Genomic DNA, 19,717 nt, shown 5'->3' on the forward strand with positions numbered 1-19,717 from the left:
AGTGCTAAACGGATGTCCGATTGCGCTTTCGGCAGCCGGACTCGGTAAAAAAGAACGAAGGGTGAGTGTATGGACGGTACTCCTTTCGAAAGCGGCCTGTAAAAATGGAAAGGATAGGATTATGGAACGGATAGAATCGGAACGATTGTACTTGAGACCCTTCGGGCACGGAGATGCAGAAGCGGTATGGGCTTACCGTTCGTTGGCGGAGGTTGCGCGCTACCAGTACTGGGAACCCTATACGCCGGAGGATGCCCGCAGTTTTATCGAACGGTATGCCGGGCAGGTGCCGGGCGAGAATCAGACGTGGACGGGGCTGGGGTGGTGCTGAAAGCTACCGGCGCGGTGATCGGGGATTGTGCGTTTTATCTGGACGGAGATCGGGCCGAGATAGGCTGCAATATTTCCCCGGCCTATCAACGCCGGGGGCTGGCGCGCGAGGCGTTGCAGACGCTCGTCGCTTATTGTGCCGAGGTGTATAAAGTGGCCCTGATCCGGGGAATTACGGATTCCCGCAACCTCTCTTCGATCCGGTTGCAGGAGTCTCTGGGAATGGTGCGGGACCGGACTTTCGAAAACCGGATCCAATGCAAGGGGGAAACCTGCACCGAATATCGGTTCGAGGGAGATTGCCGCGCTATTTTTTCTCCGGAACGAACAACCATTTGAGCAACTGGAACAGGATCAGCAGTGAGGCGACCACCAGCAGGAAGTGCCCGTAGCGGCTCGTGCCGTAAGGCTGTTCGAATGCGATCATCAGGATCGATCCGACGAACATGCCCAGTACGATCAGCGTATAGGCGACTCTTCGGCTGGCCTGCCGCACGGTCCGTACGAAAAGGTCGTCGTCGGCCAGGTGAATGTCGTGTTTGATCTTCCCTTCCTTGAGCTTGTAAAGGATTTCGCTCATGTCGTTGGGAAAGTTGCGGATGAAATTCATATAACCGGTCAACGTATCATAAAGTTGCGCGGCTACTTTGCGCGGCGAGTATTTGACCTTGACCACCTCTTTGGCGTAAGGCAGGATCACCGGCGTGAGCGACAGGTCCGGAGCCAGCGTGCCGGCGAACTTTTCGAGCGTGGCGAGTGCTTTGATCAGCATGAAGATGCCGGATGGGATCTGCAATTGGTATTTGACGATCACGTCGACGCATTTTTGCATCGTGCCCGCGAAATTCATCAGCTCGAGCGGAATGCCCGCATACTGCATCATCAGCTGGTGGATTTCGAATTTCATCTCCTCTTCGTGTTCGAAGAATTTTTTACCGCACAATACCAGCAGGGCGCGCGACATCAGGTCGCTGTCGCGGCGCGCGAAGCCGATCGCAAAGTCCGCGAGGAAGTTCATGTCGCGCGGCGTGAGCGCTCCGACCATGCCGAAGTCGATGAATGCGACCACGTTGCCCGGCAGGATGAAGATGTTGCCCGGGTGCGGATCGGCGTGGAAAAAGCCGTGGCGCAGGATCATCGTCAGCAGCGCGTTGGCCCCGTTCACGGCGATCTGGTGTGTGTCGAGCCCGGCATCGCGCAGGGCTTGCGGGGTGTCGGGCGTGATGCCTTCCACCTTCTCCATCACGATCAGTTTCTTGGAGCTGTATTTCGTGTAGACGGCCGGGATATGCACGGTCGGGTCGTCTTTGAACATCATTGCGAAACGCAGGATGTTCGACGCTTCGAACGTGTAGTCCAGCTCTTTGACGATCGTTTCCGAAAATTCGTCGATCAGTCCGACGATGTTGATCGCGGCCAGTTCCGGATAGCTTTTCGCGAACTTGCGCGCGATAAACTTCATCAGGTAGATATCGAGCTTGATTTTGTTCTCGATGAAGGGCCGCTGGATTTTGAGCACGACCTCTTCGCCGCTGCGCAGCCGTCCCTGGTAGACCTGACCGATCGATGCGGCGGCCAGTGGGGTGGTGTCGAATTCGGCGAACACTTCGTCGATCGGCGCGTTCATCTCTTTTTCGATCAGTCCCAGCGCAGTGTTGTTGTCGAACGGTTCGGCCCGCGATTGCAGTTTCTTGAGCTCCACGCGGAAGCGTTCCGAAACCATGTCGGGACGGTCGGCCAGAATCTGTCCGAATTTCACGAAGGTCGGCCCCAGCTCCTCGATGGTCATCCGTAGTCGCTCGGGGGTGGTGTAGACGTGTTTGTGTACCTCCCCTTTGTTTTTGCGGCGGCGCCGTTTGCCGAGGCGGGAGTGGGCGAAGAGTTCGCTGAAAGAGTGTTTGGCCAGCACCCACACGATCTGCGAGGCGCGTACCATTTTCAGGTAGGAGATATAGATATTGACGATGTGCATGGTCGTGTCGGGTTACGGGTGTTGTTTGAGTGCTGCGGTCAGCTCCCGCAGCGTTTCGTTCAGTTCTTCGATCCGGCTGGCCAGGGTGCCGTCCGGATCGGAACCGCTTCTGGATTGCGCGGCGAAAATTTCGCGCAGGAAGAGTTCGTCCTTGAGCGATTCGGCCAACGAGACGAGCCCTGCGGCGATTCTTTCGCCGTTTTCGGGGCTGCTGTCCGTTTTTTCGGAAAGGAAGGCCGACACCTTTTCGATGAACAGCTCGCGCTGTGTGAGCCCTGCCGCCAGGGCCAGCCGCAGCAGGTTCGTGTAAATGTCTTTCATTGCGCGCAATAAGGTTGTTTGTGCAAGTATAATTCTTTTTTTGCAAAAGTACGCCGCGAAGGTTGATTCTTTGCCTGGGATATGCCGTTACCGTATCTCTCCGGCCTGCTTTTCAAGCAAAAACGGGGCCAGCCGGTCGGCGATCCGAGGTAGCCGGTACAGCCCGGCGGGGATATGCCTGGTATAATGCGTCTAAACCGTTTTGCGATAATTATTTGCACGGGTAGTTCTGGAAAATCGTGACGGTTGTATGTGCCGGAGGTAAGTCGGTGAAAAGAAGTGTCGGAACAGGTGACGGACGTCCCGATTTTTTGCTTACTTTCGTTAAAACTTCTTTTATGTCAAGGATTAACCTCTTTATGTTGTATCTGGCCGGAAGCCTTTTGTTCGGTTCCGGTTCTGCATGGGCGCAGGATCCGGCTCCCCTTCCCGAGAAGGAGGTGGTGGTAGTCGATTTGTTTGCACGAAACCGTACCGTTCCCGCGGTATATGTGGAGGCGGTGCGCCAACAGGTATTGTCCGCTTTTGCCGACCGCGGCCGCCATCGCATCGTTGACGGGGAAGCCCCGGGCATGTTGGCCGGTCCTCCGGCCGGATGGGGATTCGTGGACCCGGCGACGGTAGCTTCCGTCCAGAGCGAATTTCTTCAAAACCGGATGCAGACCATGCAGGATGCGGGAGCCCGTTATGTGGTGACGGGAGCCATTGCCGACTATAAGTTCGAGCACGTCTCGCTGCCGGCCGATTCCAAAAAAACGCCCCGTCCCGGATTCCGGGCCACTTTCCAGGTGATCCTTTCCGCCTATGACCTCAAGCTGGGCGTTCCCGTTCCCGATCAGGTCTACCAGCTCCGGGGCGATGCTCCGGTAGCGGAAGACGCCGACCGGAAAGCGCTCTCGACACTGTACGGCCAGCTCGAATATTACATCGACCGGAATTTTAAATTCGAAACGGCTATCCTGCAGCTGGCGCCGGCCGATCCGCGCAAGGGCGTGCAGGAGCTCTATATCCATAGCGGAACTTATATGGGTGTCAAACCGGGCGACCTGTTCATGGTGTATGAAGAGATACCTGTCGGCGGAGTGATTACCCGGCAGAAGGTGGGCAAGTTACGTGTGAACGACGTGGGTAATCCCACTGTCGCCAAATGCAAGATTACCAAAGGCAACGACGAGATTGCCGACGCATTCCTCGCTGGCCGCGGCCTGATCTGCGTGAGCGACAGCAAAGCTCTTTTTTACTGATTGTACCGATGATTTGAGTTGTACCGATGCGCGTGCCCCGGACGCTGCAATGTGTTTTGTGGGGAAACCGTTTGTCCGTCCGGAAGTTTTTACCTGCCTTGGAGTTGATCGATCGGAGACTGTCTCTTGGATCGGGAGGTCTGGGCAGAGCCGCGTACCTTCGGTGTCATCGGAGAATATCCGTGACCTTCGTGACCGCCCGATCATAGAATTCGTTCGGACCCGGGACGTCGGTAGGTTATAATCAGATGCCGATCCCGTTCCCGTCAAAGGAGACGTATATCCATATAAAAAGGAAGGTGCTTGCAATTTCGCACCTTCCTTTTTTACTTTCCGAGAAACGTTCCGGAACCCTCCGGACGCAGTCTCTTATATTTCCAGTCCTTTCGCGCCGTTACGAAAACGGGGTCACCGATACGTAGGACTTGTTGTCACGTTTCTTGCGGAACGTCACTACGCCGTCGATCAGCGCAAAGAGCGTGTGGTCCTTGCCGATGCCGACATTGTCGCCCGGGTTGTGCACCGTACCGCGCTGGCGGACGAGGATGTTGCCCGCTTTGGCAACCTGACCGCCGAAGAGTTTTACCCCCAGTCGCTTACTTTCCGATTCGCGACCGTTCTTGGAACTACCGACTCCTTTCTTATGTGCCATTTCTCTTCGTTTTTAGTCGTTAAGCATTGATTTCGTCAATCTGGATCTGGGTCAGGTACTGGCGGTGGCCGTTCTGAACCTGGTATCCTTTTCTACGCCTTTTCTTAAACACGATCACTTTGTCGTCGCGAAGGTGTTTGAGAATCGTTGCCGTAACTGTGGCCCCTTTAACTACAGGTGAGCCTACATTAACCTGCCCGTCATTGTCTGTTAGCAGTACCCGATCCAAGCTCAAAGAGGAACCTTCATCCCCCTGAAGACGGTGAACATAGAGCTTGCGACCTTTCTCAACTTTGAATTGTTGACCTGCGATTTCTACGATTGCGTACATTAAATAAAATTATTTTTTGCACAAATTGGACTGCAAAGTTAGCAAACATTTTTCCCAAAACAAATTTCCTTCGGTTTTTATTTCCGTTTCGAGAGAACTTTCGCGGAACGATGTTTGCTCGGGATAGGGGCGTTCCTGCATGCTCTTCAGTCCCGGAAACGGCGGGAGCGGTCCGCCGAAAATTTTATTAACTCGGAATAATGTAGTACCTTTATACGAAAATCAGCATCATGTACATTTACAATACTTCGTTCATGGTCGAGGCCCCGGTGCACGACCGCTGGCTGGCATTGGTCAGGGACAAATATATCCCTTTCCTGAAAAAAGAGGGCTTCGACCGCATTACGTTGAGCCGCATCCTCTCCCCGGAGACTGCCGGGCAACTTACTTACTCGCTGCAGGTGCGCGTGGCGGAAATTCCGGACTATCAGCGCTTGGACGGGGAGTTGTTCGCCGAATACGAAACGATCGCGAGCGGCCTTTTCGACGGACAGGTGCTCCATTTCGCCACGCTGATGAAGGTGATCGAAGAGTAGTGACCGGGCTTTGGCGCAGTAGCTCCGGTTTAACCCACTTGAATAGAATTATGTATAAAAAAGCAACACTTTTTACATTACTGATCCTGTTTTGCTCGGTGCAACTTTTGGGTGCCGATTTCACCAGCCGTATCGACCTGCTCAAAGGCGAAAAATGGTGGGGCGTCTTTATCGCCGGCGGACGTCCGATGCCGTTCGACGCGCCGTTTCAAAAGATCGACCTTTCGCAGGGACGCGGCCAGAAGACACCTTTCATGGTCTCGAGCCGCGGCCGCTACGTCTGGAGCGCCGAACCGTTCAGCATCACGTATACCGGCGACAGCTTCTTGATCGAATCGTCGGCCGGGGAGGTCAAAGCCGTTTCGGCCGGCCGGACGCTGCGCGAGGCCTACCTGGTTTGCTGCCATAAGAATTTCCCGCCCGGGGGGAACGCTCCTTCCCCGGAACTGATGACCGCTCCGGTTTACGACCCGTTCCTCGAATTGGGTTTTGAGGCTACCGAAACGGCCCTTTGCGATTATGCCGATCAGATTCTGAAAGCGGGCTATCCTGCCGGGACGCTGGTCGTGCCTGCCGGATGGCAGTCGTCGATCGGTAGCAACGAACCGAGCATGCACCTTTTCGGCGATTTTGCCGGCATGGTGCGCGCATTGCATGACAAGGGGTTCCGGGTGATGCTCACCGTTACGCCGTTTGTCAGCGGCGACGGGCCGATTTTTCGCCGGTACCGGGGCGAACAGATGTTCGTTTCGCGTCCCGATTCGACGGTCGCGATGGCCGAGTGGGACGGAGGATACAGCGCTTTTTACGACCTGACCCGTCCCGAGGTGTACGAATTGATTAAAGGACGTTTGGACGCGTTGCGCAGCAATTACGGGATCGACGGGTTCCTGTTCGATTGCGGCGGTGCGATGCCCTACCTGAAATATGCGCAGGGCGGTGCGGCAGCGTATCTTTCTCGCTGGAGCGAACTGAGCGACGGGTGCGATTTTTGCCAGTATACCGTCAGCCGCGGTACCAGCGGCTTGGTTTCGTACGTGCATAACCTGCGGTTGGACCACGATTTCGATTGGGATTTCCTGCGCCGGGCCGCCTCGGACATGGTGTCGGCCAACCTGCTGGGCTATCCCTATACGGTAGTAAGCCCGCGGGTTTCGAAGCTGGCCGACCTGGACCGGGTCGATCCGAAGGTTTTCCTGCGCTACCTGCAGCTTTCATCGGTGATGCCGGTAATGAACATCGCCTTCGCCCCGTGGAACATCACCGACCCCGCCGTGGCTGCCTCGTGCAAGGCGATCGTCAACGACCGTGCGCGGCTGGGGGCTTACTACGAACAGCTGGTCAGCGAGTCGAAGCGGACGGCCGAGCCGGTGCTGCGCCATCTCGAGTACGAGTTCCCGCGCAACGGATTCACCGACTGCGACGACCAGTTCATGCTGGGGTCGCGCTTTTTGATCGCGCCGCTGCTCGACGGCAAGAACAGCCGCATGGTACGGTTTCCACGGGGTATTTGGGTCGATGCTTCCGGCAAGCGCTATCGCGGGCCTTTGGTGACGACCGTAACCGCATCGAACGACCATGTACTCTATTTCGAGTCGGAGAAAAACGGCGATACGAAAAAACAGGGCAATTAATATTGGAGTCAATACGTTATTACATACAAAACCGGAGACCATGCTGACACGCGAGCAAACCGAATTTTTCCTGGTAAAGGCATACAATGCGGCGCTTCGTGCAGGTGCGCGCATTCTTGATATTTACAACGACGGGGTGGATATCGAAGTGAACCTCAAGAGCGACCGGACACCGATCACACTGGCCGACTGCGAATCCCATACGCTGATCAAAAGCTACCTGGGGCCTACCCATATCCCGCTGCTGAGCGAAGAGGGGCGCGACCTGCTCTACGAGGAGCGGCGCAACTGGGATCTCTTCTGGATGGTCGATCCGCTCGACGGGACCAAGGAGTTCATCAAAGGTAACGGCGAGTTTACGGTCAATATCGCACTGATGTACAACAACCGCCCCGAGATAGGGGTGATCTACGTTCCCTATATACATAAAATGTACTTTGCGATCCGGGGGGTGGGTTCTTTCCGCAAGACGGAGGTGCTGCCCGATCCGGAGTCGGAAAAGAGTCTTGCCGAGATTCTCGAAGGACGCGAGCCGCTGCCGTTGGTAGAGGCGGCCAACGAGCCGATCCGCATTGCCGTGAGCCGCTCGCACAATACCGACGAGACGTTCGAGCATATCTCGCGCATCAAGCAGCGTTATCCGTCGGCTGTCGTGATCCAGCAGGGCAGCTCTTACAAGTTCTGCCTGCTGGCCGAAGCGGTCGTCGATGTTTATGTCCGTACGTCTCCTACCAGCGAATGGGATACTGCCGCAGGCGAGGTCATCCTGCTCGAATCGGGCGGCCGGGTCGAGAATATTACGGGCGGCCGGCTCGATTATAACAAAGAGACCCTCCGAAATCCCCATTTTATCTGCAAGAACCGCTTTTGGCGGGATTGATCCGGGGTTGCTGCGGTTTGCCGGAACGGATCTGCGGAAGGATAGCCGAAGAACGGACCTGTCCGCGGGAACCACCTCTGCGGGAGGGTTGCGTCGTCGTGGGACTTCCTGTTTGCTTCGCTCGCTGAACACCGGAGAATTTCACAATAAGGTAAACTGATCCGCCGCAAAGTTTCGTATCTTTGCGGCGTTATACAATTAGATATCAAACAAAAATTATGGACACAAAGAAACGAGTGGCGCTCGTCGCGCACGACAACATGAAGCGCGACTTGGCCGAATGGGTGGACTGGAACTGGGAGAAGTTGTTGCAGCACCACCTGATCTGTACCGGAACGACCGGCAAGATGGTCGCCCGGACGCTTATGGACCGGCGCGGCAACGAGCATGGCCGGTTCGACATTACGCTTCTCAAGTCGGGTCCGCTGGGCGGAGACCAGCAGCTGGGTGCCATGATTGCCGAAGGCGGCGTCGAAGCGCTGATTTTTTTCTGGGACCCGATGCAGGCACAACCGCACGATGTGGATGTGAAGGCATTGCTGCGTCTGGCTACGCTTTACAACGTGCCGACGGCGATCAACCGTTCCTCGGCAGACTTCCTGATCTCGTCGCCCCTGTTCGGCGGCGATTACGTTCCTGTTGTAAAGGATTACAAGGGCTACGTGGAACGCACGTTGAGCGGTCTCGAACAAAAGTAACGTGCCTACCGGCCTGTAAAAGAAGCGACGCCTCACAAGAGCGCGTCGTTATTTTTTGTCCCCTTCGGATCTGTGTATTTCAGACCGGGAGCTCTCGGGGAAAGGTTTTTCTTGGAGCTGTATGGCCATGTATTGTGGCCCGGTTTGAGGTACTGTTGTGTACTGTTCGATGTGGTGTCCTCCCGTATGCAGTACTGTGTTGTGCTGGGTTTTCCGGTTTGTTTTCCGGACATGCGATCGGGTGCCGGGGATATGTCGGCAGGTTATAACTGGGATGCGTTGCTCGGAACGGAAGCGGGTCGGTTACGCCGGGCTGCAGCGGCTTCGGCTCGCAGGGCCGGGTTGTTCGAGGCATCTGCCGCATCGAGGAACAGGTCGCGTTCGGGCCAATCTTTTACCTTGTCGAGCGCGGTGCGGATCATGGCGTCGATCTTGCGCGGGAAGCGCGAACCGGACCAGGAACTGGTGTTGGTGACGAAGACCCAGGTGTATCCGTTGCTTTGCCGTTTGAGCATTGCGCTCGATCCGGCGAGCGTTCCGGTGCGTGACCAGTCGTCGTGCTCGGTCGTGCGCATCCATCCGATCGGATATTTACGCTTGTCTTTTTCGGTCATGTAGGCGATAGTCGAGGCTTTCAGGATATCGGGCTTCGAGTCGTCGGGGTCGATTGCGGTGATGAACTTCATCAGTTCGGTGGGGGAGGCGACCCATCCGCCCGCACTGCCGAGCACCTGCAGGTTACATCCGCCGTAGCTGCGCGGTACCGTCCGTCCGCTGCCGTCGTAGCATTCGACCGGTTCGGCGTCCGACGGTTCGTAATAATGCACTTCGTTCGGGAAATGTTTGTCGGGCTCCGAATAACCGATGTGCATATCGAAGCATCCGATCGGAATCAGGATGCTGTCGCGGATGAACGTTTCATAGGGCATGCCGCTCACTTTTTCGATCACTTTGCCCAGTACCACGTAACCGAGGTTCGAATAGGCATTTCCTTCCCCGGGCCGGAAGCGGAGCCGTGTCGATACGGCGAAACGCACCATATCGTCGGCCGAAAGCGGCAGCGGGGTTTGCATGCTCTGTGCGACGGACGGGGTACAGAAGAGCGGGTCGCCGGCGCGGATCGAATAACCGCCTTGGTGGCGCAGCAGGTGTTCGACGGTGATTTCGCGGATGCGGGGATCTTTGATGTCGAGGAAGGCCGAATCGTTGAGGATGCCTTTTTCGCCGAATACAGGCTGGTCGAGCGAAAGTTTTTTCTCTTCCCAGAGTTTCATGATACCCGTGGCGGTAATCAGTTTAGAGAGCGAGGCGATCCGGAAAATGTTGCTTACGTTTACCGGAGTGCCTTTGGCGCTGTCTGCAATACCGAAACCTTTGCTGTATAGTAGTTTGCCGTTTTTCATAATGGCCAGCGAGGCGCCTTTGATCTCCCATTGCGCCATAAAGCGTTCGATGGTGCGTTCCATCTTTTTGGTCTCTTCCAGGTCCGACAGCGAGTCGTCGATCACATGATTGATCCCGGGAATCGCTTCGGGAATGATCGTGTTGATCGCCCGGCTGAACGGGTTTCCCTCGTTGGTGTGGTGCTTGAGGTAGTAGCCGCGGCTGATGGTCGTGATGCAGAGCGCCACGCAGAGCAGCAGGTAGATATATTTAAAGCGTTTCGGCTTCATGGGCGTCGGTTGTTTGGCTCGACCGGTCCAGTTTCTCGAGCAGCGTGCGGAAGCGCGATCCCTTCTGGGTCAGCGATCCCACCAGCCCTGCGCAAAGCAGCAGGTATCCGGCATAGGTGACGGCATTGCCGGCCGGATCGTGGTTGACCGACAGTACGGTGCCCCGTTCGTCGGGGTCGTATGAGGACTGGTAGAGGCGGAACCCGCCGGAGCGGGCGATATTGTTCATATAGATGCGTACGTTGCGCGAAGAGTTCCCTTCGTGGATCGTGACGTCGCTTTCGTAAGAGGAGGGTGTGTTGGAACCGGGATAGCGCACCAGCCGGAAGTCGCGCAACGTAACGCGGAACGGCAGTTCGTGCACCGACCCGTCTGCGGCAAAAAGCCGGTCCGAGCTCTGGCCCGTGCGGATGTGCATCATGCCTTCGTATCCCCACAGGTGGGTGATGGCCGCACCGCCGAGAATTACGGCGAACCCGTAGTGCAACAACAGTAATCCCCATTGCTTCCGGCGCCACAGGCCGTAACGGTGCGATACGAGCACGAAGTTGGCGATCAGCAGTCCATACAGGACGAAAAACCACCAGGCATGGTAGACCACGCCCCGGGCTGCTTCCGTGCCGAGCCCCGCTTCGAGGAAAGTCGCCGCTGCCATCGCTGCTGCCAGCAACAGCAGCAACACCGCGGTGGCCCGCCAGGTGGAAAGCATCTCTTTGATTTCCTGCAATAAGGACATGGACAAGGTACTGTATTGTTACAAATATAACGATTTTGTTCCGGATTGCGTTTGCCGGGAGCGGGAAGTTTCCGACAATTTGCCCACAATTCCAGTATAAAATATTAGGTTACGGCGCCGTTTCCGGGAACTACTGTCCGGGGAATGTCGGGTATGCCGGAGGATTTGCCGGTTGCCGCATTCCGCGTGCGTCCCGTCCGTTTTTCATCCGTTCGCTGGCCTGTTTTCCGGCAGCGCTGCCGGACGTTAAAAAAGTAACGGCATACGGCAGTTTGCAGAACTTTGAACATTTCAGGCATAAAAGTTTTGCCCCGTCGTAAAAAGTGATAAATTTGTAAACGTCCGGCCTCAGGGCCGCGTTTAACTTAAAACTATCACCCCTAATTTAAATCCATGAGCAACGTCAAATTCTACCTGGGAGAGGATATTCCCTTGGAACTGCACAAAGTGCGGATGGTTCAGAAACTATATCTCGTGCCGATCGAACGCCGTTTGGAGGCGATCAAGGATGCCGGCTTCAATACGTTCCGCCTCAGTACGAAAGATGTCTACCTCGACATGCTTACCGACAGCGGCACCAATGCGATGAGCGATAACCAGATCTCCGCGATGCTGCGTGCCGACGACGCCTATGCCGGTTCTCAAAGTTTTGAGCGCCTGCAGGAGGCAGTCGAGGAGGTGCTGGGCAAGAAATATCTGCTTCCGGTGCACCAGGGCCGTGCGGCCGAGAACGTGATCAGCCGCACTTTTATCAAACCGGGCAACGTGATCCCGATGAACTACCACTTTACCACCGCATTGGCGCACATTCTCGAAAACGGCGGTAAGGTGGCCGAACTGCTTCACGACGAGGCGTTGATCCTCCATTCCGAAAACCCGTTCAAAGGCAATATGGATATCGCGAAGCTCGAAGCCTGCATCCAGGAGAACGGCGTGGAGAACATTCCGTTTATCCGCATGGAGGCCTCGACGAACCTGATCGGCGGGCAGCCTTTCTCGATCAGCAACCTGATGGACGTGCGCCGCGTGGCCGACAAATACGGTATTATGCTCGTGCTCGACGCCAGTTTGCTGGGTGAAAACGCCTACCTGGTTAAGCAGCGTGAGGAGCAGTGGAAAGAGAATTCGATGGCCGACATCATCAAGATGATGACCGGTCTGGCCGATCTGGTCTATTTCTCGGCCCGCAAGCTCAGTTCGTCGCGCGGCGGCGGCATCTGCACGAACCGCAGGGATCTTTACTCCAAGATGGAGGCACTGATTCCGCTTTACGAAGGTTTCCTTACTTACGGCGGTATCTCGGTCCGCGAGATCGAGGCGATGACCGTCGGCCTGCGTGAGACGCTCGACGAAACTATGATCAGCCAGAGCCCCAATTTTATCAAATATCTGGTAGAAACGCTCGATAAACACGGCGTTCCGGTGGTCACCCCTCCGGGTGTGCTCGGTGCGCATGTCGATGCGATGAGCTTCTGTTCGCATATTCCACAGACCGAATATCCTGCGGGTGCCCTCGCGGCTGCATTGTACCTGATTTCGGGTATCCGCGGCATGGAGCGCGGAACGGTGTCGAGCGTGCGCGACGAAAACGGCGACGAAATCCTGGCCGATGTCGAGCTGCTGCGTCTGGCCGTACCGCGTCGCGTTTTCACGCTGTCGCAGATCAAGTATGTCGTCGACCGGGTGGTATGGCTCTATGAGAACCGCGAGATGATCGGCGGCCTGCGTTTCGTGTACGAACCGCCCGTGCTGCGTTTCTTTATGGGTGGACTCGAACCGACGAGCGACTGGCCCGAAAAACTGATGCTTAAGTTCCGCAAGGACTTCGGCGACAGCTTGTAGCTTTTCGCGGCTGCAGTCCGAACGTAGTGAACGTCCGGCGGTCGCACCGGTTTTTATCGAGTAAGAAAAGAGCTCCGGATTATCCGGAGCTCTTTTGCATTATTTGGGTTCTCCCGGGACTCTTCGTTGTGCGGGATATCCCTGTCGGTTTTTCCTGTCAGAGCGAACGGATGAAATTTTCCACCGAGGAGGTCGACGGGCCGATCCGGGTGAAAAGCTTTTCCTTTCCAGGCAGTTCGTGCAGTCCGGACGGTAACGGAAACTCTTTCCCCAGCGCTGTGCGGATGACTTCGCCGAATTTGGCTCCGTGGGCCGTCGAGAGCCAGAAACCTTCGATTCCGAACTCGCAGGCGGCCTTATATCCCACGGCACTGTGCGGATCGGAAAGGTAGCCGTAGCGGTCGTACAACTCCCGGATCGTTTCTAGGATCGTTTGGTCGTCGCATGAATATCCCCCGATACGAGCGGTCACGGCGCTGAAGTCGTTGCCGAATAGGTCGACGATGCGTTCGAAGTTGCTCGGATTGCCGACGTCCATTGCGTTGGCGACCGTGCGTACCGACGGCTGCGGTTCGAAACGGCCGCTCCGGAGATATTTCGGGACGGTGTCGTTCGCGTTGGCTGCGGCGATAAAACGTCTCACGGGCAACCCCATCTTTGCAGCGAGCAGTCCTGCGGCGAGGTTTCCGTAATTGCCGCTCGGAACGACGATTCCGGGACGCTTCCCGCCGGTGGCTTTCACCCATTGCGCCCAACCGTGGAAGTAGTAAAACGACTGGGGAATCCAGCGCAGGATATTGATCGAATTGGCCGAGGTCACCCGCTTCTCCCGCCGGAAATCCGCATCCGAGAAAATATCCTTGACGATCCGCTGGCAGTCGTCGAATGTTCCCTTCACTTTCAGCGGGAAAATGTTGCCTCCCAACGTAGTCATCTGGCTCTCCTGCAGGCCGCTGACCTGTCCGTCCGGATACAGGATGACCACTTTGACCCCTTCGATGCCGTAGAAGCCGTTCGCTACCGCACTGCCCGTGTCGCCGGATGTCGCGGTCAGGATGATTGTTTCCCCTGCCGTCCGGTTCAGTGCCCGCAGTGCATGTCCCATAAAACCGGCCCCGATATCTTTGAATGCGAAGGTCGGCCCGTGGAATAGTTCGAGCGTGTATTTGTCCTTTCCCACCTGTTTCAGCGGGACGGGAAACCGGCAGGCTCCCGCAGCAATAGCGTCCGTTCGGGTTTCGGGGAGTTCGTCCCCGAAAAAAAGCCTGGTCAGGTAGCGGGACAGTTCGGAGAACGAGCACTCCGAAAGTTCGCGTACCTTTTCCAGGTCGGCGTGCGGTATGACGGCCGGCATGAACAGGCCGCCGTCCGGGGCCAGGCCGCGGAAAGCGGCCTCTTGCAGCGAGAAAAGCGCAGCGTGGTTTCTGGTGCTGTAATATTGCATGTTCGTAATTGTTTTGTCGGTTTTGTACGGTTATTCCATCACTCTGGCGCCTACCGAAGGGATGTGTGAAACATACAGGTCGTTGGCGATCCGCAGGGCGGTGAAATGCTTTTTCATGGCCTTGCCGACCTGCTGTGCCTTTTCTATCGAATCGCTCAGGGCGAAGACCGACGGCCCGCTCCCGGAGATGTTCACGCACAGCGCACCCGCGGCCAGACAGGCCGATTTCAGGTCGTCGTAACCGGGGATAAATCCCTTGCGGTAGGGTTCGGCGACTACGTCGCGCATGGAGCGGCCGATCAGCGGGAGGTCTCCGGTCATGATGCCGGCCACCAGCCCCCCGACATTTCCCCATTGGGTCACGGCCTCGCGCATGGGAATTTCCTTGCGAAGGACGTCGCGGGCCGCTTTGGTACTGACGACGATATGCGGATGGATGACCGAGAAGCAGAATGAATCGGGAACCGGCAGCCTCACCATGTCCAGCGGCTGGTAACCGCGGATCAGCACGATTCCGCCCATGACGGCCGGGGCGGAGTTGTCCGCATGTGCAGTTCCGCTGATCAGTTTTTCACCTTCCATTGCGAAAGGGACCAGCTCCGGAAGGGGGAAAGGGCGTCCGTACAGTTCGTTCAGGCCGAAAACGGCTGCTGCGGAACTGGCGGCGCTGGAGCCGATCCCGCTGCCCGGGCGTATTTTTTTCTCGACGACGATTTCCAGGCAGGCCTTTTTGCCGGCGGCAGCCATAAAAGCCCGTACAGCCGGGGTGATGACGTTTTTTTCGATGTCTTCGGGGAGTTCGGCTGCGCTTGCGTTGCGGATCGTAAGACCGTCCCCTTCGGATATGGCGATGCGCAGCACGTCTCCGATGCCATCCAGGGCCATGCCCATGACATCGAACCCGCACCCGAGATTAGCGGACGAAGCCGGGGCGAAAACCCGGATCGTTTTGTTGATTGGTTTCATTGGTTCGAGAATTTAAGGATATGGTTATTCGGGCGCGAAGGGGAGAGGGGTTCCGCTGGTTTTTGAGATGGGGCGGCCGTCGGTGAAGACGCTTCCGCCGGTCCTGCTCAGAGCAGGACTGTACATACATCATATGTAATTGGAAATAACTACTCTATCGACCCCGGAACGGGGTAGTGGTAGCTGTAGCGGCGGTCAGGGTAATAGCATAGTAGGCCTTGCGGCCGCAACCACCCTGCAGAGAGAAATATGTATCGAATGCGCTACTGAACATGATAACGACAATTTTACAAGAAAAAACCTTACAATCCAAATAAAATCACGGTTTTTTATGCAAAAAAAGCTCCCTCGCGGCGGAGGGAGCTTGTGGGGGTAAATAAATGGATGACTGCTTTTGCCTGAATATCTTGTAGGTGAAAGCTTGTAAACGTAAGGCTACAACAGTATCCTGGCAGAAGAGTCCTGCAACGTATTATTTCGCGTAGCTGATCGAGCGGGTTTCGCGGATCACGGTGATTTTCACCTGTCCCGGGTAGGTCATCTCGTCCTGAATCTTTTTGGCGATATCGTGCGAAAGCAGGTCGGCGTCCTGATCCGAGATCTTCTCGCTGCCGACGATTACGCGCAGCTCGCGTCCCGCCTGGATAGCATAGGTCTTCATCACGCCGGGGTAGCTCATAGCCATGTCTTCCATCTCCTTGAGTCGTTTGATGTAGGACTCGACCACTTCGCGGCGTGCTCCCGGGCGGGCGCCCGAAATCGCATCGCACACCTGTACGATCGGTGCGATCAGGTTGTTCATCTCGACCTCGTCGTGGTGTGCGCCGATGGCGTTGACCACTTCGGGTTTCTCCTTGTATTTCTCGGCCAGCCGCATGCCGATGATTGCGTGCGGCAGTTCCGGCTCGTCGTCGGGCACTTTGCCGATGTCGTGCAGGAGACCGGCGCGGCGCGCCAGTTTCACGTTGAGGCCCAGTTCGGCCGCCATGATGCCGCACAGGTTAGCTGTCTCGCGCGAGTGTTGCAGCAGGTTTTGGCCGTAGGACGAGCGGTATTTCATCTTGCCGATCAGGCGGATCATGTCGGGGTGCAGCCCGTGTATCCCGAGGTCGATGGTCGTGCGTTTGCCTACCTCGATGATCTCCTCTTCGATCTGTTTTTCTACTTTGGTTACCACCTCTTCGATGCGGGCCGGGTGGATACGGCCGTCGGTCACCAGTTGGTGCAGCGCCAGCCGTGCGATCTCGCGCCGCACCGGATCGAAGCCCGAGAGGATGATCGCTTCGGGGGTGTCGTCGACGATAATCTCGACGCCCGTGGCTGCCTCCAGCGCGCGGATGTTGCGTCCTTCACGGCCGATGATACGGCCCTTGACTTCGTCCGAGTCGATGTTGAACACCGTTACCGAATTTTCGATCGCCGCTTCGGTGGCGACGCGCTGGATCGTCTGTACGACGATCTTCTTCGCTTCCTTGCCGGCCGTCATCTTGGCCTCTTCCATCACTTCGTTCACATAGGCGAGCGCTTCGGTTTTGGCTTCGGCCTTCATATTTTCGATCAGGATATTTTTCGCATCCTCGCTGCTCAGGCCGCTGATCTGCTCGAGCCGTACGTTCTGCTCCTTGATTTTGCGGTCGATCTCCTCTTTCTTGCGGTCGATCCCCTGCAGTTGGGTTTCGAGTTGGCCGCGCAGGGTCTCCTGCTCTTTGATCTTCTTGTTCAGCTCTTCCTGCTGTTGGTGCAGGGTGCTTTCGAGTTGCTTGGCGCGCTGTTCGCTCTGCGCTATCTTCTGGTTGCGCTCGTTGACGACACGATCGTGTTCGCTTTTGAGCTGGATGAATTTTTCTTTTGCCTGAAGGATACGTTCCTTCTTGATCATCTCACCTTCGGCTTCCGCCTCCTTCAATATCGCGCTTTTGCGGGCCATGGCCTTCGAGATAATGAAATATGACGATACGCCGGTGATGACGATGAGGGCAATCAATACGATGATAAGTATGCTCATGTCCGTTGGTCGTTAAATAAAAGTATATAAGTGGGTTAAGGTTGCAATAAAAAATACCCGCACGGGTTTTCCCTTCTTTCTGTTTGACGAAGCTCCTATCTCGTCATGTGTGGGGCTGCCGTTACTCGCAAACGTCCAACGTCCCCGCGGAGCGGGAAACCTCCCGAAGGAGGGTAAGGCCTGTTTTTGAATTACTGAGCTTGACCCCAATTTTTAAAGTGTTGAGTTTCGCAAAGCTAAAAAGGAATCCGTGCGGGCTTGTTCCTGGTCTATGTAAAGAACGTAGGTGTTACTGTTTGATGTCGTTCAGGTAACTATCAATTTCCCGGCCAATCTCGTCGAGCGCGTCTATTTGGTCGCTCATTGCCCGGTCCATTTCGAGGTTCACTTTGTTAACCGCCACCTGCATGGCTGCCATCGCGAGGTAATCCTCCGGTTCGGCCACAAAGCTGCCTTTGTAGGCAGAGATCAGTTCGTTGATCTCCCGTGCAGCCCGGCGATATTTCTCTTCGTCGTCCTGAGGCACAGTCATCGCGTACTCTTTGCCTGCTATTTTGACCGTTATGCGCCTTGTCCGGGACATCGTGCGTTTATAGTGCTTTTTTACCTGTTCATCAGGGCAATGCAGTTGTCTATCTCACGGATGAGACGGTTGACGCGCAGCCTTGCCGCTCGGTTGTCGGCTTTGGAACCCGCAAAGGCGCGTGCTGTTTCGAGCGTTTGCACCTGTTTTTCCAAAGCGAGGATTTTCTCTTCGGCATTCCGTTTCTGGAGAGCGGTGCGGTCGCGCTCGGCCACGAGTTTCTTCAGTTCGGCGCGCAGCATCCGGTTATCGGCCAATAATTTGCCGACCTTCTCCTTCAGCGAGGCTATGACTGCTTTGCTTTCCACGGGCGGATGTTCAAAGTTTAAAATTCCCCATTCAAAAGTAACAAATTATTACGAATATTCCAATGCCCCGTGCCGGAGTTCGGTCGGGTGGTTAGTCGTTTGTTCTGATTATTAGTGATTTGGCGATGCAGTTGGTGCGTAAAAAATTGTCGCCGCTTTTGGCCGCCGGGCCTCCGGGCCAGCGGCAGGATTTTTACGGTTTCGGGATACCGTAAAGGTCGTAGTCATCCGCTCGGGTGATCCTGACATCGAGGAACTGTCCAGCGGAGAGAGTCCTGTCGCCGGTATTTTCTCGGACGGATTTCCCTGTTTCGGAGGCTGAGATCAGTATTTCGGTATCGACTTCGGGCGAATCGTACTGCGTGCGGCCGATCCAGTAGTCGCCTTCGCGGCGGTCGAGGATCACCCGCTCGGTACGGCCTACCCGACGGAGGTTGTTTTCGCGCGAAATTTCGTTTTGCAGCTCCATGATCCGGTCGGCCCGCTGCTGTTTGACCTCTTCGGGTACGTCGTCCTGCAGTTTGGTCGCCGAATAGGTGCCCTCCTCCTCGCTGTACGGAAAGACGCCGAGCCGCTCGAAACGTATGTCGCGGACGAATTGCAGCAACTCTTCGAAATCCTGTTCGCTTTCTCCCGGATAACCCGTCAGCAGCGTCGTGCGCAGCGCGATGCCGGGCACCTCGCGGCGCATTTTTTCCACCAGCGCATAGGTTTCTGCTTTGTCCAACCCGCGCCGCATGCTTTTGAGCTGGCTGTCGCTGATGTGCTGGAACGGAATATCCAGGTATTTGCAGATTTTCGGCTCATCGCGCATTGCGCCGATCACGTCATCGGGGAATTGGGCCGGATAGGCATAGTGAAGCCTGAGCCATTCGATTCCGTCGATGTGGCAAAGCCTGCGCAGCAGGTCGCCGAGCCTGCGTTCACCGTAAAGGTCCAACCCGTAATAGGTCGTGTCCTGTGCGATGACGATCAGCTCTTTTACTCCGCTGTGGGCCAATCCCTCCGCTTCGGCGACGAGCTGTTCCATCGGCACCGAGACGTGTCGGCCCCGGATCAGCGGGATCGCGCAGTACCCGCACCCCCAGTTGCAGCCCTCTGATATTTTGAGATAGGCGTAATGGTGCGGTGTGGTCAGGTGGCGTTCTCCGGTCAGTTCGTCGCGGTAGCGTCCTCCGACCGCTTCGACGATGTCGGCGAGGTTGTTCACCCCGAAATAACGGTCTACTTCCGGAATTTCCTGCTCCAGTTCCTTCTTGTAGCGTTCGGCCAGGCAGCCCATTACGAACAGGTGGTCGATCTCTCCGGTGCTTTTGGCGTTCGCGAAGCCGAGGATCGTATTCACCGACTCCTCTTTGGCGTCGCCGATGAAACCGCATGTGTTGACGACGACGATTTTTGCATCGGTCGTGTTCGAGTCGAACTTGATTTCGAAATTATTGCGGCGTAACTGCGCCATCAGGTGCTCCGAGTCGACGATATTTTTCGAGCAGCCGAGCGTGACTACGTTGATGATCTTTTTTTTCATACGAGAGGATCCGAAGGAACTTTGCCTGCACATG

20 protein-coding genes are annotated in these 19,717 nt (G+C 56.1%); 8 read left to right on the forward strand and 12 right to left on the reverse strand.

Going from position 1 to position 19,717, the window contains the following annotated elements; genetic code table 11:
* The first annotated feature begins 121 nt into the window (after positions 1-121).
* Together NQ495_RS10645 and NQ495_RS10650 are read left to right on the forward strand one after the other, a co-directional pair.
* Positions 122-331, forward strand: a complete 210-nt coding sequence (locus NQ495_RS10645) for a GNAT family N-acetyltransferase (protein WP_009133241.1) — start codon at positions 122-124, stop codon at positions 329-331.
* On the forward strand, positions 322-669 hold the full coding sequence (locus NQ495_RS10650; protein ID WP_050807943.1) for a GNAT family N-acetyltransferase: 348 nt from the start codon (positions 322-324) through the stop codon (positions 667-669). The genes NQ495_RS10645 and NQ495_RS10650 overlap by 10 nt, the downstream gene beginning before the upstream one ends.
* Here NQ495_RS10650 and NQ495_RS10655 read toward each other — a convergent pair.
* Both NQ495_RS10655 and NQ495_RS10660 read right to left on the reverse strand, forming a co-directional pair.
* Positions 638-2,302: an ABC1 kinase family protein gene (locus NQ495_RS10655; protein ID WP_009133242.1), complete on the reverse strand. Its 1,665-nt coding sequence runs from the start codon at positions 2,300-2,302 to the stop codon at positions 638-640. The genes NQ495_RS10650 and NQ495_RS10655 overlap by 32 nt on opposite strands.
* Positions 2,303-2,314: 12 nt before the next feature.
* On the reverse strand, positions 2,315-2,623 hold the full coding sequence (locus NQ495_RS10660; protein WP_009133243.1) for a hypothetical protein: 309 nt from the start codon (positions 2,621-2,623) through the stop codon (positions 2,315-2,317).
* 338 nt (positions 2,624-2,961) lie between these two features.
* Between NQ495_RS10660 and NQ495_RS10665 the strand changes: the two genes are divergently transcribed.
* On the forward strand, positions 2,962-3,867 hold the full coding sequence (locus NQ495_RS10665) for a hypothetical protein (RefSeq protein WP_009133244.1): 906 nt from the start codon (positions 2,962-2,964) through the stop codon (positions 3,865-3,867).
* A 394-nt stretch (positions 3,868-4,261) separates the two neighbouring features.
* On the opposite strand, the gene rpmA is transcribed toward NQ495_RS10665, so the two are convergent.
* Both rpmA and rplU read right to left on the reverse strand, forming a co-directional pair.
* Entirely contained in the window at positions 4,262-4,519 is a 258-nt protein-coding gene (gene rpmA / locus NQ495_RS10670) for a 50S ribosomal protein L27 (protein ID WP_009133245.1), read from the reverse strand.
* 19 nt (positions 4,520-4,538) lie between these two features.
* Positions 4,539-4,850, reverse strand: coding sequence for a 50S ribosomal protein L21 (rplU, locus tag NQ495_RS10675; protein WP_009133246.1), 312 nt, complete (start codon positions 4,848-4,850; stop codon positions 4,539-4,541).
* Positions 4,851-5,080: 230 nt separating this feature from the next.
* Between rplU and NQ495_RS10680 the strand changes: the two genes are divergently transcribed.
* The 4 genes from NQ495_RS10680 to NQ495_RS10695 all read left to right on the forward strand — a co-directional run bounded on the left by NQ495_RS10680 (position 5,081) and on the right by NQ495_RS10695 (position 8,598).
* On the forward strand, positions 5,081-5,386 hold the full coding sequence (locus NQ495_RS10680) for a DUF4286 family protein (RefSeq protein WP_009133247.1): 306 nt from the start codon (positions 5,081-5,083) through the stop codon (positions 5,384-5,386).
* Positions 5,387-5,436: 50 nt separating this feature from the next.
* Positions 5,437-7,020 (forward strand): glycoside hydrolase family 31 protein, encoded by a 1,584-nt coding sequence (locus NQ495_RS10685; protein ID WP_009133248.1) that lies wholly within the window; start codon positions 5,437-5,439, stop codon positions 7,018-7,020.
* A gap of 40 nt (positions 7,021-7,060) precedes the next feature.
* Positions 7,061-7,900, forward strand: a complete 840-nt coding sequence (cysQ, locus tag NQ495_RS10690; protein ID WP_009133249.1) for a 3'(2'),5'-bisphosphate nucleotidase CysQ — start codon at positions 7,061-7,063, stop codon at positions 7,898-7,900.
* A 218-nt stretch (positions 7,901-8,118) separates the two neighbouring features.
* On the forward strand, positions 8,119-8,598 hold the full coding sequence (locus NQ495_RS10695; protein ID WP_009133250.1) for a methylglyoxal synthase: 480 nt from the start codon (positions 8,119-8,121) through the stop codon (positions 8,596-8,598).
* 263 nt (positions 8,599-8,861) lie between these two features.
* On the opposite strand, the gene NQ495_RS10700 is transcribed toward NQ495_RS10695, so the two are convergent.
* Positions 8,862-10,271 carry a serine hydrolase domain-containing protein gene (locus NQ495_RS10700; protein WP_009133251.1) on the reverse strand — a complete coding sequence of 470 codons (1,410 nt, stop codon included), beginning with the start codon at positions 10,269-10,271 and terminating at the stop codon, positions 8,862-8,864.
* On the reverse strand, positions 10,252-11,007 hold the full coding sequence (locus NQ495_RS10705) for a cytochrome c biogenesis protein ResB (protein WP_009133252.1): 756 nt from the start codon (positions 11,005-11,007) through the stop codon (positions 10,252-10,254). Before NQ495_RS10705 ends, NQ495_RS10700 begins: the two co-directional genes overlap by 20 nt.
* A 393-nt stretch (positions 11,008-11,400) precedes the next feature.
* Here NQ495_RS10705 and NQ495_RS10710 point away from each other — a divergent pair, with 393 nt between their 5' ends.
* Positions 11,401-12,849 carry a tryptophanase gene (locus NQ495_RS10710; RefSeq protein WP_009133254.1) on the forward strand — a complete coding sequence of 483 codons (1,449 nt, stop codon included), beginning with the start codon at positions 11,401-11,403 and terminating at the stop codon, positions 12,847-12,849.
* A gap of 157 nt (positions 12,850-13,006) precedes the next feature.
* Here the strand turns inward: NQ495_RS10710 and thrC are convergent, their stop codons facing one another.
* The 6 genes from thrC to rimO all read right to left on the reverse strand — a co-directional run bounded on the left by thrC (position 13,007) and on the right by rimO (position 19,683).
* Positions 13,007-14,293 carry a threonine synthase gene (gene thrC, locus NQ495_RS10715; RefSeq protein WP_009133255.1) on the reverse strand — a complete coding sequence of 429 codons (1,287 nt, stop codon included), beginning with the start codon at positions 14,291-14,293 and terminating at the stop codon, positions 13,007-13,009.
* Positions 14,294-14,323: 30 nt separating this feature from the next.
* Positions 14,324-15,259 carry a homoserine kinase gene (locus NQ495_RS10720; RefSeq protein ID WP_009133256.1) on the reverse strand — a complete coding sequence of 312 codons (936 nt, stop codon included), beginning with the start codon at positions 15,257-15,259 and terminating at the stop codon, positions 14,324-14,326.
* 472 nt (positions 15,260-15,731) lie between these two features.
* The gene (gene rny / locus NQ495_RS10725) at positions 15,732-17,264 is read right to left on the reverse strand and encodes a ribonuclease Y (protein ID WP_009133258.1); all 1,533 of its coding nucleotides are present in this window, start codon (positions 17,262-17,264) and stop codon (positions 15,732-15,734) included.
* A gap of 289 nt (positions 17,265-17,553) precedes the next feature.
* Entirely contained in the window at positions 17,554-17,847 is a 294-nt protein-coding gene (locus NQ495_RS10730) for a cell division protein ZapA (protein WP_009133259.1), read from the reverse strand.
* 20 nt (positions 17,848-17,867) lie between these two features.
* A complete protein-coding gene (locus NQ495_RS10735) occupies positions 17,868-18,155 on the reverse strand; it encodes a hypothetical protein (protein ID WP_009133260.1) in 288 nt (95 codons plus the stop codon).
* Positions 18,156-18,348: 193 nt separating this feature from the next.
* Positions 18,349-19,683 carry a 30S ribosomal protein S12 methylthiotransferase RimO gene (gene rimO / locus NQ495_RS10740; RefSeq protein WP_040294137.1) on the reverse strand — a complete coding sequence of 445 codons (1,335 nt, stop codon included), beginning with the start codon at positions 19,681-19,683 and terminating at the stop codon, positions 18,349-18,351.
* Positions 19,684-19,717 lie beyond the last annotated feature (34 nt).

This window comes from Alistipes indistinctus YIT 12060 (assembly GCF_025144995.1).
GTDB classification, from domain to species: domain Bacteria; phylum Bacteroidota; class Bacteroidia; order Bacteroidales; family Rikenellaceae; genus Alistipes_A; species Alistipes_A indistinctus.

Bases quoted from the DNA above. Each gene is read 5' to 3' on its own strand.
- rimO (WP_040294137.1), bottom strand. From the start codon at position 19,683: ATGAAAAAAAAGATCATCAACGTAGTCACGCTCGGCTGCTCGAAAAAT.
- NQ495_RS10730 (WP_009133259.1), bottom strand. From the start codon at position 17,847: ATGTCCCGGACAAGGCGCATAACGGTCAAAATAGCAGGCAAAGAGTAC.
- NQ495_RS10700 (WP_009133251.1), bottom strand. From the start codon at position 10,271: ATGAAGCCGAAACGCTTTAAATATATCTACCTGCTGCTCTGCGTGGCG.
- thrC (WP_009133255.1), bottom strand. From the start codon at position 14,293: ATGCAATATTACAGCACCAGAAACCACGCTGCGCTTTTCTCGCTGCAA.
- cysQ (WP_009133249.1), top strand. From the start codon at position 7,061: ATGCTGACACGCGAGCAAACCGAATTTTTCCTGGTAAAGGCATACAAT.
- NQ495_RS10660 (WP_009133243.1), bottom strand. From the start codon at position 2,623: ATGAAAGACATTTACACGAACCTGCTGCGGCTGGCCCTGGCGGCAGGG.
- rpmA (WP_009133245.1), bottom strand. From the start codon at position 4,519: ATGGCACATAAGAAAGGAGTCGGTAGTTCCAAGAACGGTCGCGAATCG.
- NQ495_RS10695 (WP_009133250.1), top strand. From the start codon at position 8,119: ATGGACACAAAGAAACGAGTGGCGCTCGTCGCGCACGACAACATGAAG.
- NQ495_RS10705 (WP_009133252.1), bottom strand. From the start codon at position 11,007: ATGTCCTTATTGCAGGAAATCAAAGAGATGCTTTCCACCTGGCGGGCC.
- NQ495_RS10665 (WP_009133244.1), top strand. From the start codon at position 2,962: ATGTCAAGGATTAACCTCTTTATGTTGTATCTGGCCGGAAGCCTTTTG.
- NQ495_RS10655 (WP_009133242.1), bottom strand. From the start codon at position 2,302: ATGCACATCGTCAATATCTATATCTCCTACCTGAAAATGGTACGCGCC.
- NQ495_RS10680 (WP_009133247.1), top strand. From the start codon at position 5,081: ATGTACATTTACAATACTTCGTTCATGGTCGAGGCCCCGGTGCACGAC.
- NQ495_RS10710 (WP_009133254.1), top strand. From the start codon at position 11,401: ATGAGCAACGTCAAATTCTACCTGGGAGAGGATATTCCCTTGGAACTG.
- NQ495_RS10685 (WP_009133248.1), top strand. From the start codon at position 5,437: ATGTATAAAAAAGCAACACTTTTTACATTACTGATCCTGTTTTGCTCG.
- NQ495_RS10645 (WP_009133241.1), top strand. From the start codon at position 122: ATGGAACGGATAGAATCGGAACGATTGTACTTGAGACCCTTCGGGCAC.
- rny (WP_009133258.1), bottom strand. From the start codon at position 17,264: ATGAGCATACTTATCATCGTATTGATTGCCCTCATCGTCATCACCGGC.
- rplU (WP_009133246.1), bottom strand. From the start codon at position 4,850: ATGTACGCAATCGTAGAAATCGCAGGTCAACAATTCAAAGTTGAGAAA.
- NQ495_RS10720 (WP_009133256.1), bottom strand. From the start codon at position 15,259: ATGAAACCAATCAACAAAACGATCCGGGTTTTCGCCCCGGCTTCGTCC.